Source organism: Lichenifustis flavocetrariae, from assembly GCF_026130545.1.
Classification (GTDB): Bacteria; Pseudomonadota; Alphaproteobacteria; order Rhizobiales; family Beijerinckiaceae; genus Lichenihabitans; species Lichenihabitans flavocetrariae.
The window spans coordinates 176,893-191,273 of the sequence record NZ_JAMOIM010000005.1; the positions used below are offsets into that span (position 1 = coordinate 176,893).

Annotated in this window: 15 protein-coding genes and 1 tRNA gene; 6 read left to right on the forward strand and 10 right to left on the reverse strand. The window is 63.8% G+C overall.

Going from position 1 to position 14,381, the window contains the following annotated elements; all coding sequences use genetic code 11:
* Window positions 1-2: 2 nt before the first annotated feature.
* Window positions 3-233 carry a hypothetical protein gene (locus M8523_RS10000; RefSeq protein WP_282584715.1) on the forward strand — a complete coding sequence of 77 codons (231 nt, stop codon included), beginning with the start codon at window positions 3-5 and terminating at the stop codon, window positions 231-233.
* A gap of 105 nt (window positions 234-338) precedes the next feature.
* Here M8523_RS10000 and M8523_RS10005 read toward each other — a convergent pair whose 3' ends face one another.
* The 7 genes from M8523_RS10005 to M8523_RS10035 form a co-directional block, all read right to left on the reverse strand.
* Window positions 339-1,601: an adenylate/guanylate cyclase domain-containing protein gene (locus M8523_RS10005; protein WP_282584716.1), complete on the reverse strand. Its 1,263-nt coding sequence runs from the start codon at window positions 1,599-1,601 to the stop codon at window positions 339-341.
* Between the two features lie 319 nt (window positions 1,602-1,920).
* The gene (locus tag M8523_RS10010) at window positions 1,921-2,937 is read right to left on the reverse strand and encodes a branched-chain amino acid ABC transporter permease (RefSeq protein ID WP_428350228.1); all 1,017 of its coding nucleotides are present in this window, start codon (window positions 2,935-2,937) and stop codon (window positions 1,921-1,923) included.
* Entirely contained in the window at window positions 2,934-3,821 is an 888-nt protein-coding gene (locus M8523_RS10015) for a branched-chain amino acid ABC transporter permease (protein ID WP_282584717.1), read from the reverse strand. The genes M8523_RS10010 and M8523_RS10015 overlap by 4 nt, the downstream gene beginning before the upstream one ends.
* Before the next feature lie 44 nt (window positions 3,822-3,865).
* Window positions 3,866-5,077 (reverse strand): ABC transporter substrate-binding protein, encoded by a 1,212-nt coding sequence (locus M8523_RS10020; RefSeq protein WP_282584718.1) that lies wholly within the window; start codon window positions 5,075-5,077, stop codon window positions 3,866-3,868.
* 36 nt (window positions 5,078-5,113) lie between these two features.
* A complete protein-coding gene (locus tag M8523_RS10025) occupies window positions 5,114-5,842 on the reverse strand; it encodes an ABC transporter ATP-binding protein (protein ID WP_282584719.1) in 729 nt (242 codons plus the stop codon).
* On the reverse strand, window positions 5,835-6,638 hold the full coding sequence (locus M8523_RS10030; protein ID WP_282584720.1) for an ABC transporter ATP-binding protein: 804 nt from the start codon (window positions 6,636-6,638) through the stop codon (window positions 5,835-5,837). Before M8523_RS10030 ends, M8523_RS10025 begins: the two co-directional genes overlap by 8 nt.
* A gap of 170 nt (window positions 6,639-6,808) precedes the next feature.
* The gene (locus M8523_RS10035; protein ID WP_282584721.1) at window positions 6,809-7,234 is read right to left on the reverse strand and encodes a DUF1801 domain-containing protein; all 426 of its coding nucleotides are present in this window, start codon (window positions 7,232-7,234) and stop codon (window positions 6,809-6,811) included.
* 280 nt (window positions 7,235-7,514) lie between these two features.
* On the opposite strand from M8523_RS10035, the gene M8523_RS10040 reads away from it, so the two are divergent.
* Window positions 7,515-9,632, forward strand: a complete 2,118-nt coding sequence (locus M8523_RS10040) for an ATP-binding protein (protein ID WP_282584828.1) — start codon at window positions 7,515-7,517, stop codon at window positions 9,630-9,632.
* Between the two features lie 228 nt (window positions 9,633-9,860).
* Here M8523_RS10040 and M8523_RS10045 read toward each other — a convergent pair whose 3' ends face one another.
* Together M8523_RS10045 and M8523_RS10050 are read right to left on the reverse strand one after the other, a co-directional pair.
* A complete protein-coding gene (locus tag M8523_RS10045) occupies window positions 9,861-10,184 on the reverse strand; it encodes an NIPSNAP family protein (RefSeq protein ID WP_282584722.1) in 324 nt (107 codons plus the stop codon).
* A 277-nt stretch (window positions 10,185-10,461) separates the two neighbouring features.
* Window positions 10,462-10,863: a DUF4267 domain-containing protein gene (locus M8523_RS10050; RefSeq protein WP_282584723.1), complete on the reverse strand. Its 402-nt coding sequence runs from the start codon at window positions 10,861-10,863 to the stop codon at window positions 10,462-10,464.
* A gap of 102 nt (window positions 10,864-10,965) precedes the next feature.
* Here M8523_RS10050 and M8523_RS10055 point away from each other — a divergent pair, with 102 nt between their 5' ends.
* The gene (locus M8523_RS10055; RefSeq protein WP_282584724.1) at window positions 10,966-11,541 is read left to right on the forward strand and encodes a TetR/AcrR family transcriptional regulator; all 576 of its coding nucleotides are present in this window, start codon (window positions 10,966-10,968) and stop codon (window positions 11,539-11,541) included.
* A gap of 221 nt (window positions 11,542-11,762) precedes the next feature.
* Window positions 11,763-12,788, forward strand: a complete 1,026-nt coding sequence (locus M8523_RS10060) for an alpha/beta fold hydrolase (RefSeq protein WP_282584725.1) — start codon at window positions 11,763-11,765, stop codon at window positions 12,786-12,788.
* A 21-nt stretch (window positions 12,789-12,809) separates the two neighbouring features.
* On the opposite strand, the gene M8523_RS10065 is transcribed toward M8523_RS10060, so the two are convergent.
* Window positions 12,810-12,886: transfer RNA gene (locus tag M8523_RS10065), tRNA-Arg, on the reverse strand.
* Between the two features lie 233 nt (window positions 12,887-13,119).
* On the opposite strand from M8523_RS10065, the gene M8523_RS10070 reads away from it, so the two are divergent.
* Window positions 13,120-13,755: a DNA-3-methyladenine glycosylase I gene (locus M8523_RS10070; protein ID WP_282584726.1), complete on the forward strand. Its 636-nt coding sequence runs from the start codon at window positions 13,120-13,122 to the stop codon at window positions 13,753-13,755.
* Window positions 13,752-14,357, forward strand: a complete 606-nt coding sequence (locus M8523_RS10075) for an HD domain-containing protein (protein ID WP_282584727.1) — start codon at window positions 13,752-13,754, stop codon at window positions 14,355-14,357. Before M8523_RS10070 ends, M8523_RS10075 begins: the two co-directional genes overlap by 4 nt.
* Window positions 14,358-14,381 lie beyond the last annotated feature (24 nt).

A 14,381-nucleotide genomic window follows, 5' to 3' on the forward strand; every position in this document is an offset into this window, starting at 1 on the left:
TGGTGTCGACCGATCTGGATGCACAACTTTTGGCAACCTCTGGCGATCTGAAGCAATCAGAAATAGTATTTCAGCCGATCGTTGGCCCCGAGACCCACCTCGATCTGCGAGGAGAGGACAAGTCCTTCCTCGCCGATCGTATCGAGCCCCTGTTTTCACGAGACGCCCAATGTCGTGGCGAGCAGGTGGCGCGGCTTGGCGAGAATGTCGCCACCCGCCGAAGGCGTGCGTAGATCGATGGGGTGACCGATGCAATCTCGGCTCGCACCACTTCATAGCATAGAGAGATCCTTGCTGTAAGAGCGACCGCAATAGCGCGCCTTTAGTTCGCCTGAGCGTCAGCCCTTTTCGGCAGAGCAGCTTTGGGGCTCCGACAGGACGGGGTCTTCGGCGAAGGTGTAGACGTCGATCGGCTGACCGACACCTTGCACCGGATAGGTGCCGACGGGCTTCAGCATCGCCCGGCAGCCCGTGCGGGCCACAAAGGCCGCCGAGAACAGCACATGCGGTTCCACCGTCTTTGTGAGAGTCTCAAGCCGGGAGGCGATGTTCACGGCAGGCCCGATCACCGTGAAGTCCAGCCGCGTGCGCGAACCGATATTGCCGTACATGACGTCGCCGAAGTTGACGCCCACACCGTACCCGAGCGGGTCTTGGCCGCTCGCCTGCCGCGAAAGGTTGAGGGCCGCCATGGACCTGCAGATGTCCGCCACGGCCCGGGTCGCGGCTTTGGCATCGTCGGGGAAGATGGCGAGCAAGCCATCGCCCATGAATTTCAGGATCTCGCCCCCGTGTTTCTCGATGGGCTCGGACAGCGCATCGAAATAGTCATTCAGGAGAGCGATCACGTCGTCCCGTGGCCATAAATCGGAGATGGACGTGAAGCCTCGCAGGTCGACCACGACGATCGCTGCTTCAACAGTAAAGCCGCTGCCGCGCCTCGTGGCCCCTCCCAGAATCGCCTCGCCGGCGTGCGGGCCGACATAGGTGTCGAGCAGCAGCCGCGCCAGGCGGTTCTTGAGCCTGAGGTCGACCACGGTCGCGAGGACGGGGAGCAGTTCGACCAGCTGTGTGAGTTCGTCGTCCCGGAAGCCGCCCGGCCGGTCGGTCGCGAAGGTGATGAAGTGCTGCTTCCCGAGCGTGAACGAAAACGGCCAGGCGACATAGTCGGTCATGCCCTCCTGACGCATGTCTTGCAGGATCGGGAAAGCATCATCGGCCCCGGGTGTGGCGTGCAGGCGGGCGCGGATCTCCGGCACACCCGCATGGATCGCCGCGGCCGGGCTGCGGAGATAGGTGTCCGAATCCACCGACTCGTATTCAGATCCTTTCATTTCCGCTTCTGTCATGCCGCGGCGCCAGTAGATGCGAACGCCGAGCCACTGGGGATGATTGGTCTGCAGAAACATCGCAGCACGGGCGACACCAACCCCGCTCGCCTCGAGGCGCTGACAGAGCTCGACGAAAATGTTGTCGAGAAAGCGCTGATCGCGGGTTCGGTTGACAAGCCAGTCGAGCACCGAGGTCCGGCGGGCGGGCCACAGCCCGGTTTCAGGCGCGTCAGCGTAGTCACCAGGTTGGATCGTCGCGACATTTGGCATCAAGAACTCCAGGCGGTCGCTGTTTTCTTAGGGTGGGGTGGGCAGGTGACGAGCGCAATGCCGGCAGGCCCTGGCGAGGCTGGTATGCGCGGAACCGTGGTCTGAGGCTGCGGGGACATGCAGGCCCGTGCGTGCGCCGCGAGGTTTGTGCCACTGAGACCGGCAATCCGAGGATGCTCGACCCCCCACTCACCGCAGTTACGACGAAAAGGCGTAAAGCAGAGGCCCGTGGTTGTCTCGCTTCAGGAGATAGGGCGGACCATCGTCGCGCCCCAGCCTGTCAGCCCATGCCTGGAATGAGGCCTGCCCCTGTTCAAGCTCAGTTGACGGCAGCCCGTGCGCTGGCTCCCTGACGGGCCGCGATGGATCGGCGGCCAAAATCGGCCAGAGTTCCGACAATTCCGGCGCGAAAGCCGAGCACGCAGGCCACGAAGATGCCACCCTCGATCACCTGAACCCAGGAGCCGATGGACGCGAGGTAGAACTCGGCCGCGACCACCACGGCCGCGCCGACCAGTGGACCGAAGAGCGTGCCCATGCCGCCGACCAACGTCATCAACACCACCTCGCCCGACGTCGTCCAGTGAACGTCCGTGAGCGACGCAAGCTGGAACACGATGGCTTTCATCGCGCCCGCGAGAGCACAGACGACCGTTGACAATACGAACACGGCAAGCCGGTACCAGACGGTCTTGTAGCCGAGAGAGATCGCGCGCGCCTCGTTGTCGCGAATGGCCCGAAGGACGTGTCCGAAGGGCGAGTGCACAATCCGGCTTACCAGCAACAGCGTGAGAAAAAACACGACGCTTACGACCCCGTACAGGGTCAGGTCGTTCGACAGGTCGACGAGGCCGAGCAGCTTGCCTCTCGGTACGGACTGCAAACCGTCCTCCCCTCCGGTGAATGGCACTTGGAGACAGACGAAATAGATGAGCTGGGCAAGGGCCAGCGTGATCATCGCGAAATAGATCCCCTGTCGGCGGATCGCCACGACACCGAAGATCACGCCGAGCAGAGCGCCAGCGGCGGTTCCGGCCGTGACCGCCGCCTCAGGTGGCCAACCCCACGCTTTCGCCGCATAGGCGCTGACATAGCTGCCGATGCCGAAATAGGCTGCATGTCCGAAGGACAGGAGCCCCCCGAAGCCGAGCAGAAGGTTGAACCCCGCCGCGAAGAGCGCAAAGCACATCACCTTCATCAGGAGCACGGGGTAAACGACGACTGGCCCGAGAATGATCAGCAGCGCGACCACGCCGAACCCCCACAAGCGGGACGCGGCCGCCGTAGCCTTCACGGGGGGCTTCGTCGCGGCATTGCTCTCGGCGGTCGCGCTCACGTGGATCGACCGAACAAGCCGGCGGGCTTCACCAAAAGCACGACGATCATAATAACGAAAACCACTGTGGCTGAACCGGCGGGATAGACCAGCCGCGTGAGCCCTTCGGCAAGCCCGAGGCCAAAGCCCGTGACGATGGACCCAAGAATCGAGCCCATGCCGCCGATCACCACCACGACAAACACGGTGATGATGAGGTCGGCGCCCATATTGGGGTTGACCGAATAGATTGGCGCGGCCAATACGCCCGCGAGCGCCGCCAGAGCGGTCCCGAAGCCGTAAGTGAGGGTGACGAGGCGCGGCACGTTGATGCCGAACGCTTCTGTCAGGGTCGCGTTCTCGGTGGCGGCGCGAAGCGTGGCGCCAAGGCGCGTTTTCTCGATGCCAAGCCAGGTTGCGAGGCAGACCAGGAGGCTCAGGCCGATGACCCACCCTCGGTAATTCGGCAGGATCATGAAGCCGAGATTGCGGGCGCCGGCGAGTTGCGATGGAACCCCGTAAGGCAGTCCGGATACGCCGAAGATGTTGCGAAATACGCCCTGGATGATCAGGGCGAGCCCGAAGGTGAGCAACAGGCCGTAGAGAGGGTCGAGCCCTTTCAGCCGGGCGAGCAACAAGCGCTCGACAGCCATACCCAGAACACCGACGATGAGGGGGGACAACAGCAAAGCCCACCAATAACCAAGGCCGAGTCCGGCGAGCAGCAGCCATCCCGTGAAAGCGCCCAGCATGTAGAAGGCGCCATGGCTGAAGTTGACGACGTTGAGCAGCCCGAAGATCACCGCGAGCCCGAGGCTGAGCATGGCATAGAAGGCGCCATTTATCAGCCCCAGCAGAAGTTGGCCGAATAGAGCGGGGGTGGGGATGCCGAAAATACTGTGCATGCGGCCTCAGCGTCCCGTCTTGAATGCCTCGACGGCCCGCCCGCTCACCCCTTGACCAGCGGGCAGCCGCCCTCGCCCAGCGGCCGGAACGCATCCGCGGCGGGAACCGTCTGGATCAGCTTGTAATAGTCCCACGGTCCCTTGGATTCCGACGGGGTCTTCACCTGGAACAGGTACATGTCATGCAGGGTGCGCCCGTCGACACGGATCGACCCGCGTCCGAACAACGGATCATCGGTCGGCGTCGCTTTCATCTTGGCCAGCACGGCTGCGGCGTCCTTCGACTTCAGCGCATCAACGGCTTTCAGATAGTGCAGCAGGCCGGCGTAAACGCCAGCCTGCACCATAGTCGGCATCTTGCCGCCGTGGCGGGCGGCAAAGCGCTTCGACCATTCACGGGTGCCGTCGTTGAGATCCCAATAGAAGGCCTCGGTGAGGTTGAGGCCTTGCGCGGCTTCGAGCCCGAGCGCGTTCACGTCGCTGATGAACACCAGCAATCCGGCGAGCTTCTGCCCGCCTTGGGTGAGGCCGAACTCGGAGGCCTGTTTGATCGCGTTCACCGTATCTCCGCCCGCATTGGCGAGACCAACGACGTCGGCATGAGACGCCTGGGCCTGGAGCAGGAAGGACGAGAAGTCGGTCGCCGGAAAGGGCACGTTCACGCTATCCACGACCGTGCCGCCGGCCGCCGTCACGATGGCGGCGGCATCCTTTTGCAGCGAATGGCCGAACACGTAGTCGGCCGTGAGGAAGAACCAGCTTTTGCCGCCGTTCTTGACCATGGCGCCCGCCGTTCCCTTGGCGAGCGCGTAGGTGTCGTAGGTCCAGAGGATGGTATTGGGTGAGCACTGCTTGCCCGTGATATCGGCCGCGCCTGCGCCCGAATCGATGAACACCTTGTTCTTCTCGCGCGTGATCTGGGACACGGCGAGCGCCACGGACGAGGTCGGAACGTCGAGGATCACGTCGACGCCATCCTGATCGTACCATTGGCGCGCGATATTCGCCCCGATGTCGGGCTTGTTCTGATGATCGGCCGAAACGATGTCGACCATGATGCCCTTGTCGGCCGCCTTGAAGTCCTCGACCGCCATGCGGGCGGCCTCGACCGACCCTTCGCCGCCCAGATCCGCATAGATCCCCGATCGATCGTTCAATACGCCAACCTTGATCTTGACGTCGGCCGCCTGTCCCGGACCGCCTGTGAAGGCCGCCAAGGCCAGCGCCAGCGCGGCCACCCTGTTTGCGACACCCATTCCCGTCCTCCCTGATCGTCGCACGGATCCGCGTTCCTAGATCGCGAGATAGCCGTGCAACTGCTCCCTTTTGGCTTCGAGCGCCGCGTTCGGGACCATATCGATGACCCGGCCCTGCTCGACGATGTAGTGACGGTCTGCGATCGTCTCGGCGAAGCGAAAATTCTGTTCGACGAGCAGAACCGTAAAGCCATCGCGCTTGAGCTGCGCGATGACACGGCCGATCTCCTGCACGATCACCGGGGCAAGCCCTTCTGTCGGCTCGTCGAGCAGAAGCAGGCGCGCGCCCGTTCGCAGAATGCGGCCGATCGCCAGCATCTGTTGCTCCCCGCCCGAGAGACGCGTCCCGCCACTATTCAGTCGCGCCCGCAGGTTGGGGAACAAGTCGAGAACCTGACCGGTCGATCGTCCACCCGGCCCGATCACGGGCGGGAGTTCGAGATTCTCGCGGACGCTGAGGCTCGCGAAAATACCGCGCTCCTCAGGACAGTAGCCGATGCCGCGTCGCGCGATGAGCCGCGACGGGAGATCGATCAGCTCCATGCCGTTCATTCGTACAGATCCCGCGCGTCGGCCAAGGACCCCCATGATGGCGCGCAGGATCGTGGTCTTGCCAGCACCATTGCGGCCGAGCAGCGTGACAACCTCGCCAGCCGGAACGTCGAAGTCGACGCCGTGCAGCACGTGAGAAGGGCCATACCACCCTTCGAGATTTCGCACTTTCAGGAGCGGTGGCGCGGCGCCGGCCGGGTGCGTCTCAGCCATGACCCGACCCGATATAGGACGCGATCACACGCTCGTCCCGGCTCACCGTCGCGTAACTTCCCTCCGCGAGCACGTGTCCGCGGGCCAGAACCGTGATCTCGTCAGACAATGCCGCGACCACGGACAGGTTGTGTTCCACCATCAACACCGTCCGGTTTCGGGCAGAGCGCTTGATGAGATCCGCCGTCCGCTCGATCTCCTCGACCGCCATGCCAGCCATGGGTTCATCGAGCAGCAGGAGTTCGGGCTCGAGCGCCAAAGTGGTGGCGAGTTCGAGGGCTCTCTTGCGCCCGTAGGACAGGTCTGCGGCCCGGTGTGAGCTCTGACCCTCGAGGCCGACCTCTTCGAGAAGTTGCCCGGCACGGCCATCCAACTTCTTGAGCACGCGGTCCGATCGCCAGAACGCGAAATTGTCTCGACGTTTGCGCTGTAGCGCCACGCGAACGTTCTCCAGGACCGTCAATTGTGGAAAGACCGCCGAGATCTGAAACGAGCGCACCAAGCCGAGCCGCGCCACATCGGCGGGTGATCTTCGTGTGATGTCATGACCGTTGAAGGTGATGACACCTTTCGTCGGGTTCAGGAATTTGGTGAGCAGATTGAAGCATGTCGTCTTCCCTGCACCATTCGGACCGATGAGCGCATGTATAGTGCCGCGCCTGACCGTCAGATTGACGCCATCGACCGCTTGAATGCCTCGAAACGACTTCGAGAGCCCCCGCGCCAACAAAATGGCATCCACTTCGACCGTTTCCCACCTCCCGCGCCCCGACTTCAGCGGGGCTTGCGCGAACATAGTGACGGATCGTCTGCGCCGACGCAATCGCTGGTCGATCGGGCTGGAAGCGGACCAATTCCAAGCCGGATATCAGCCTCCGGCAGCGACCCGGAGTCTGGTGATGACGCGGGGCAAACAGGCCGCACGGTGCGACGCCGAAGGTCTGGCCCGGGTGGAGAAACGAGACGTCAGCGCTTTCTCGTGTTGCGGGTGACGGCCGCTTTGATCAACGTCCGAAAGGCAGCTTCGTCGATGTGTTCACCCCTGCCGATGTCGATGGCACGTCGAACGCCCGCATCCAGGCTTGAGTTGAACAAGCCTGCCGGATCTTCGAGAGAAGCTCCCTGAGCGAAAGTCAGCTTGATCTTGTCCTTATAGACTTCGCCAGTGCAGAGGATGCCGGCGTGGCACCATGTCGGAACACCCGCGGGGTTCGACGGCTTGCGCCACTTCACCTCCTCGACCACATCGTGGTCCGCCTCTCGGATAAGCTGACGGATGCGGGCGAGGGTCTCGCCCCGCCAGTCGTTCAGCTCCTTGAGCCTCGCGTCGATCATGTCGGAGGCGGTGCCCTCGATGGGGTTCGGATTTGCGATGTCACGCTCATCGGCCATGTGACGCTCCTTCCTGGCCCTCCAGCCCGACATGCCGATCCGGGCTCGGGGGCGCGCCGGTCGGGTGCGGAATGCGCATCGATCGTGGCTCGAAAGTACGCAAGCTGGCAAGCGGTTAACGGCAGGTGTTGGTGCGAGGCGGACTCGCTATCGGCCTCGTAACGTTCTAAATTCCCCTTTCTTAAGACGATCATGTAAAAGAGCCGTCGCCAAATCTGAGCGAGGCGCCGGAGTGAACGTCAGTACCGTGCCGATAGGCCATTCCGTCCACCCGTTAGGCATGGGTGGCGGCGAAGTCGGAGAGCTCGTCCGAGCGCTCGACTGGGGCGCCACATCGCTGGGTCCCATTGAGACTTGGGCCCAGAGCCTGCGTACCGCCGTCGCCATGACGCTACTCTCGCCGGTGCCTATCGTCCTTCTCTGGGGCGAGGACGGCGTCATGATCTACAACGACGCCTACTCGGGCTTTGCCGGGGGGCGTCATCCGCGGCTGCTCGGCTCCAAGGTTCGGGAGGGCTGGTCCGAGGTCGCCGACTTCAACGACAATGTCATGAAGGTCGGATTGGCCGGCGGTACGCTCGCCTACAAGGACCAGGAACTTACCCTCCACCGCTATGGCGTGCCGGAACAGGTCTGGATGAACCTTGATTACTCGCCCGTGCTCGACGAAGCCGGGCACCCGGCTGGCGTCATCGCGATCGTCGTCGAGACCACCGAGCGCGTGCTCGCCGAGCGTCGCCTGCGGGAAAGTGAGGCGGTCGCCCGGGAGAACATCGAGCGCGTCCAGCTTGCCCTTTCGGCCGGAGCGATCATCGGGACCTGGGTCTGGGAGTTGCCGACAAACCGGTTTACGGTCGACGAAGGGTTCGCGCGCAACTTCGGTCTCGATCCGGCCCTCGGTCGTGACGGCTTGAGCCTCGAGCAGGTGGTCGCGACCGTTCATCCCGACGACAAGCCTGGGCTGATCCAAGCCATTAAGGACGTCATCAAGCGCGGCGGCAGCTACGCCCACCAATATCGGGTGCGACGCGCCAACGGACATTACCACTGGATCGAGGCGAACGGGCGGGTCGATTGCGCGCCGGACGGGACGCCACTGCGGTTCCCCGGCGTCCTTCTCGACATGGACGACACACGCGCCGTGGAAGCGGAGCGCGACCGTGCGAACGCGGAACTGCGGGCGCTCGCAGAAACCCTGGAGCTGCGCGTCGCGGAGCGGACAGCCGAGTTGATGGCCGCCGAGGAAGCCCTGCGCCAATCGCAGAAGATGGAGGCGGTGGGCCAGCTCACCGGCGGCCTTGCACACGACTTCAACAACCTGCTCGCCGGCATATCCGGCAGCCTCGAGCTGCTGCAGACCCGGATGAACCAGGGCCGGCTCACGGAACTCGATCGCTACATCAACGCTGCCCAAGGCGCCGCGAAGCGAGCCGCCGCACTCACGCATCGTCTATTGGCCTTCTCGCGCCGTCAGACGCTCGACCCGAAGCCGACCGACGTGAACCGCCTTGTCGCCGGCATGGAGGATCTCGTCCGCCGCACCATCGGTCCCGAGATCGCCCTGGAGGTGGTCGGCGCATCCGGACTGTGGGCGACCCTGGTCGATCCGAGCCAACTCGAGAACGCCGTGCTGAACCTCTGCATCAACGCACGCGACGCGATGCCGGATGGCGGCCGCATCACCATCGAGACCGCCAACAAATGGCTGGACCACCATGCCGCCAAGGAGCGCGACCTTGAGCCCGGACAGTATCTCTCACTCTGCGTCAGCGATACCGGCATGGGGATGACGCCCGACGTCATCTCGAAGGCCTTTGAGCCGTTCTTCACGACGAAGCCCATCGGCCAGGGCACCGGCCTCGGCCTGTCGATGATCTACGGCTTCGTGCGCCAATCGGGCGGCCAGGTGCGGATCTATTCGGAGGTCGGCGACGGCACCACGATGTGCCTCTACCTGCCGCGGCATTATGGCCCGGCCGAAGGCACCGCCGCGATCCCGGATCTCTCGGAGGTGCCGCGTGCCGAGCAGGGTCAGACCGTGCTTATCGTCGACGACGAGCCGACCGTGCGTATGCTGGTGACCGAGGTGCTGGAGGATCTCGGCTATACCGCCATTGAGGCCGCCGACGGGGTGGCTGGCCTGAAAGTGCTCCAGTCGGATGTCCGCATCGACCTGCTGATCACCGATGTCGGGCTTCCCGGCGGCATGAACGGTCGCCAGATGGCCGATGCCGGCCGCGTCGTCCGCCCGGGTTTGAAGGTGATGTTTATCACAGGCTACGCCGAGAACGCCGTCATCGGGAATGGGCACCTCGAACCCGGCATGGCCGTCCTAACCAAGCCCTTCGTCATGGAGGCATTCGCGTCCCGGATCAGGGACCTCATCGCAGGCCCATAGACAATGGGGCCAAACCTCGGCCTTCGTCCCGACGAAGAGAAACGACCCGTTTTGGTCGACATCGGTCGGGGCTCGAAACACAGGCCAGCGTCTGCTTTTGACAGAACGCCCATTCTCCCGGTCGCTGCCGCTGCTTGGTGGCTCATGCGGTGAAGAGGCCCACGATCATGTCCGCGGGTCCTGCCGAGAAAGGCGGAGTTGATCGCTGATCTTCCATCCTGCCGCCCGTCAATGAAGCGGAGAACTTGCCGACGGGAGGAGGATCGTCGAGTCGACGCTGAGGATGTCGGCGATATCAAAGCCTCTGGCATCGTTCGCGGCCTCTGGGCTCTTTATGTAGCGCTGCGCGACCTCGCCGGGATCGTCGCCCTCGGCGTAGGACACCAACACAAAGACCCGATGCCCCACATCATATTTCTGGGTCCATAGGCCGTGAGCCTCGACGCCGAACAGCCCGAAATTTTCGAGGTGGCGCGGATAGACTGTGGAGGCGTAGAAATCGAGCGCCTCTTTGGTGCGCAGCGAGTAGATTCGCATTTCATAGGTTCGCATGGCGGTCTCCTGTCGAGAGATCATCAGTCAGGCGCCCCGGTGGCGATGGCGATCTACGTTGCCATCGCGACCAGCAGGCGTGCGGGGTTTGGGTGCGCTCCAACGCGTGTGATTGCCGGGATCGAGGGCCTGCAGGGCGCGGGGTTATGACCGTTGGCGGGGCGGCGCATCGTGGCTTGACATGATCTCGGCAAGAAGGTGGACGAGCTTCACCAGATCAGCGTGCGTTGGGGTCGTCATTGTTCGTCCTTTCCAGTGTTGAGTATGAGATCAGTTGTCACCTGGCGCCGATGATCAGGCATGCGCCGGTTGCGACAATGACCAGCCCCGTCATGCCATGCATGCCGAAGGCGAGGGCTCTGCTTCCGCCCGAGCGAAGCACGCTCACCATGTCGCCGAAGGCGATGAGGCTCGCGATGAGCATGAATTCGCCGAGCAAGCGCGGCGATCCACTGGCGATGAGCAGGATGACGAAGAGGCAGGCTGCGAGATCTCGTGTGCCTTTCACAGACAGCCACGCGTTAAATCCAGTCGACGCCGGTGGCGACTCGGCGATGCCAAACCCGGCCGATGCGATGGAGGGTGCCAGCCAAAAGCGCGCGCCGAGGAAGAGGATTGCGGCCGCGATCAGGCCGGAAAGCACATATCCGATTTGGATCAGCAGATGGTCTTGGGTCATGGGGCTTGCTCCTGTCGTCTGCAATTAATCTAGCGATGCTAGAATAGGGCGTCAAGGGGAATCTAGCGTTGACAGGTGTTGGTGCGCCGTTAGGATTTCTGAATGACGATCGTGGAACGCAAAGAGCGCCAGCGCGCGGAACGTTACGAACTCATTCTGGCCACCGCGCGTGAACTCGCCGAAGCCGAGGGCTGGGATGCCGTCACCACGCGCCGTCTCGCGGCGCTCATCGACTATAGCCAGCCGGTTCTCTACAGCCATTTCAAAGGCAAGGCCGAGATCATGGCCGCGGTGGCCACCAGAGGATTCAAGGAACTTGCGGCACGCTTGGAGGCGGAAACCGCAAATGCGACTGGCGATACAGACACCTTGCGCAACGTCTGTGCGGCTTATCTTGATTTTGCCCGCTCGCGGCCGGTCGTCTACGAGGCCATGTTCGTCTTGCCGACGAAGATCAAATTCGCCAGCGAGGAAACGCCGCCCGCCCTTCGCGCGGCCTTCGCCGCCTTCGTCACTGCACTGGGGCCACATCGACAAGAATCGGTCTTTTTGGCCGAAGTGCTGTGGAGCGCGCTGCATGGAATGGTCGTCCTCATGCAATCCGAACGCATCCCCGCGATCGGCGACGAGGACCGATTGAACATTCTCGTCCGAAAATTCGGCAACGATGACGTCTGACCGGTCGCTGCCTTAAGTCCCCCGCGGCCTGCCCCCGTCGGCCGCCGCTCCGCAGAAGGCCGACGTGGACATCCTGCGAGAGAGCGTCGTGGCCCTCATCGTGACGGGTTCAGAGTGGACAGAAGAGGCGTCCCGCCGCCTGTCGTGGCGTCCGCAATAGCAAGACGCTCGGCGCAGGGCAGCAGGCCTAGGGCCGTCCGAATTCAACTGGAGTGTCGATCATGACAGCCCCCCTTCGACCCACACTGGCCTCGCGCGTCTACAGCACGCCTCGCCACACGACCCACTGTCTCGAATGCGGACCGGCCGACGGACCGTTGATGATGTTCCTGCACGGCTGGCCGGAGCTCAGCGTGATATGGCGCGCCCAGAGCGAGGCCTTCGCGGCCGACGGCTGGCACTGCGTCGTTCCCGACATGCGCGGCTACGGCGGCTCTTCCATCCCTGCTGCCAACGACGCCTACACCATTGAGGAGATCGTCGCGGACATGACGGAACTCCATGACCACCTCGGCGGCAAGCCTGCGATCTGGGTCGGCCACGACTGGGGCAGCGTCGTGGCCGGAGCGCTGGTGGCGCATCACCCCGAGCGCAGCCGTGGCGTCGTGCTGGTCTCGGTGCCATATTTTCCCGACGCCAACGCTCTGCCGACGCTCGTCCCGCTGGTCGACCGGACAATCTATCCTGCCGACCTGTATCCGGACGGCCAATGGGATTATTACCGCTACTACAACACGCATTTCGAGGCGGCGGTCGCCGACCTGGATGCGGACAAGGCCGCGTCGCTGGCGTCGATCTTCCGGCCAGGCGATCCCGCCAGCGTCGGCAGGCCCGCGCCGAACGCGACGGTGACGCGTAACGGAGGGCGCTTCGGCACCGCGCATCGCGCACCGCCGACCGAACCAGACCCGGCTCTCTGGCCGGCCGAGGACTTCAAAACGCTGGTGCAGGCGTTCGAGGCGCATGGCTTCCGCCCTCCCTGCAGGTGGTATCTCAACGACGACGCCAACATCGCCTATGCGCGCAAGGCCCCTGATGGCGGCCGACTGTCACTCCCGGTCCTGTTCATCAACGGCGACTATGATCATATGAACAGCATCATCGGCAATCGCCTGGGCGACCCGATGCGCGCGGCCTGCGCGGACCTCACCGTGACGAGCCTGCCCGGCGCTCACTGGCTGCCGCTGGAACGCAAGGCCGAACTCATTCAGGCCCTCCGCACGTGGCTCCAGGTGAAGGGCCTTTGATGGCAGCGAATGCATGGTGATTGGCGCACCCGACACGATTCGAACGTGTGACCTCTGCCTTCGGAGGGCAGCGCTCTATCCAGCTGAGCTACGGGTGCCTGCTTGGGTTTCTCGTAGCGCATCGGCTGGCCGGCCGCAATGCCGTCGATGTTCGATCGATGATTTATGACGACGCCGAAGCCGGCCGCGTTTCGCGCCGGGGCGGGAGGATCGGAGAGGCGGAGGCCGACATCACGTCGCCGCCGCCATGATGTCCGTTAAGCGCCAAGGCGGAGACATCCTGGAACCAAGCCATGGTTCCAACGGGCCCCGCAAGGCGGTAAGAAGGGACATGCCATCTGCCTCCCGTCCGAAGCCCGTCCGCCGCGTCGATCCTGTGTCTCATGACGACGGGAGGTGTCGGTGCCCGTGGGCCGGAGCGGATCCCGTTTACGTGGCTTATCACGACACCGAATGGGGCGTGCCCGAATGGGATGATCGCGCGCTGTTCGAAAAGCTCATCCTCGACGGTTTTCAGGCGGGCCTGTCCTGGATCACCATTCTGCGCAAGCGGGAGGCGTTCCGACTGGCCTTCGACGGTTTCGTCCCGGAGACGATCGTCCGCTACGACGAGGCCAAGATCGCGCGACTGATGGCGGATGCCGGAATCGTGCGGAACAAGGCCAAGATCCTCAACACGATCGCGACCGCGCGATTCTTCCTGGCCGAGCAGGAGCGGGACGGCTTCGGTACGCTGTTGTGGAGTTTCGTCGACGGTGCTCCACGCCAGAATGCGTTTCGCACGACCGCCGAGGGGCCGGTGGAAAGCGAGGCGTCGCGGGCGATGGCCAAGCACCTCAAGGCCCAAGGCTTGAGCTTCTGCGGCCCGACCATTCTTTATGCCTTCATGCAGGCCGTCGGCATGGTCAACGATCATCTCGTCGGCTGCTTCCGGCACGAGGCTTGCCGTGCGATGGCGTCGCGATGAGCGACCCGCGAAAGCCGCGCGCCTGGCAGCGCATGCTGTCCGGTCGACGTCTCGATCTGCTCGACCCGCATCCCGACGATGTCGCGATCGAGGATATCGCCCACGGGTTGGCCCGAGTGGCGCGATGGAACGGGCAGACCGCCGGACCGCACATCTTTTCCGTGGCCCAGCATGCCTTGCTGGTGGAAGCGATCTTCACCGATCGTCAGGCGCCAGGTGACGCGAAGGCCGGTCTCGCGGCGCTGCTGCACGATGCGGCCGAATATGTGGTCGGCGACCTGATTTCGCCCTTCAAGGTGGCGCTGGGCGAAAGCTACAAGGCGATCGAGCTGCGCGTGCTGACCGCCGTGCTGAGCCGCTTCGGCGTGGCCGAAGTGGCCGAAACGATGGCGGGGGAGATCAAACTCGCGGATCAGATGGCGGCCCGTCTCGAAGCCTCGGGGCTCGCGGGCTTTTCCGAGAGCGAGGCGACGCTCTACTTCGGTGCGCCCTTGCCAGAGGCCGCGCGCTGGCACAGCCATCTCGCGCCGCTTCCGGCGGAGCTTGTGCAGGAGCGTTTTCTGCGGCGCTTTGCGGCCCTGACAGCCGGATCGCTGCCGTGACGCCGCAGCCCCCGAAGTGTCCGA

Excerpts from the sequence above, each read along its gene's own strand:
- M8523_RS10055 (WP_282584724.1), top strand. The coding sequence starts at position 10,966 with ATGACGATCGTGGAACGCAAAGAGCGCCAGCGCGCGGAACGTTACGAA.
- M8523_RS10070 (WP_282584726.1), top strand. The coding sequence starts at position 13,120 with ATGCCATCTGCCTCCCGTCCGAAGCCCGTCCGCCGCGTCGATCCTGTG.
- M8523_RS10015 (WP_282584717.1), bottom strand. The coding sequence starts at position 3,821 with ATGCACAGTATTTTCGGCATCCCCACCCCCGCTCTATTCGGCCAACTT.
- M8523_RS10025 (WP_282584719.1), bottom strand. The coding sequence starts at position 5,842 with ATGGCTGAGACGCACCCGGCCGGCGCCGCGCCACCGCTCCTGAAAGTG.
- M8523_RS10020 (WP_282584718.1), bottom strand. The coding sequence starts at position 5,077 with ATGGGTGTCGCAAACAGGGTGGCCGCGCTGGCGCTGGCCTTGGCGGCC.
- M8523_RS10050 (WP_282584723.1), bottom strand. The coding sequence starts at position 10,863 with ATGACCCAAGACCATCTGCTGATCCAAATCGGATATGTGCTTTCCGGC.
- M8523_RS10045 (WP_282584722.1), bottom strand. The coding sequence starts at position 10,184 with ATGCGAACCTATGAAATGCGAATCTACTCGCTGCGCACCAAAGAGGCG.
- M8523_RS10005 (WP_282584716.1), bottom strand. The coding sequence starts at position 1,601 with ATGCCAAATGTCGCGACGATCCAACCTGGTGACTACGCTGACGCGCCT.
- M8523_RS10030 (WP_282584720.1), bottom strand. The coding sequence starts at position 6,638 with ATGTTCGCGCAAGCCCCGCTGAAGTCGGGGCGCGGGAGGTGGGAAACG.
- M8523_RS10040 (WP_282584828.1), top strand. The coding sequence starts at position 7,515 with ATGGGTGGCGGCGAAGTCGGAGAGCTCGTCCGAGCGCTCGACTGGGGC.
- M8523_RS10035 (WP_282584721.1), bottom strand. The coding sequence starts at position 7,234 with ATGGCCGATGAGCGTGACATCGCAAATCCGAACCCCATCGAGGGCACC.
- M8523_RS10075 (WP_282584727.1), top strand. The coding sequence starts at position 13,752 with ATGAGCGACCCGCGAAAGCCGCGCGCCTGGCAGCGCATGCTGTCCGGT.
- M8523_RS10060 (WP_282584725.1), top strand. The coding sequence starts at position 11,763 with ATGACAGCCCCCCTTCGACCCACACTGGCCTCGCGCGTCTACAGCACG.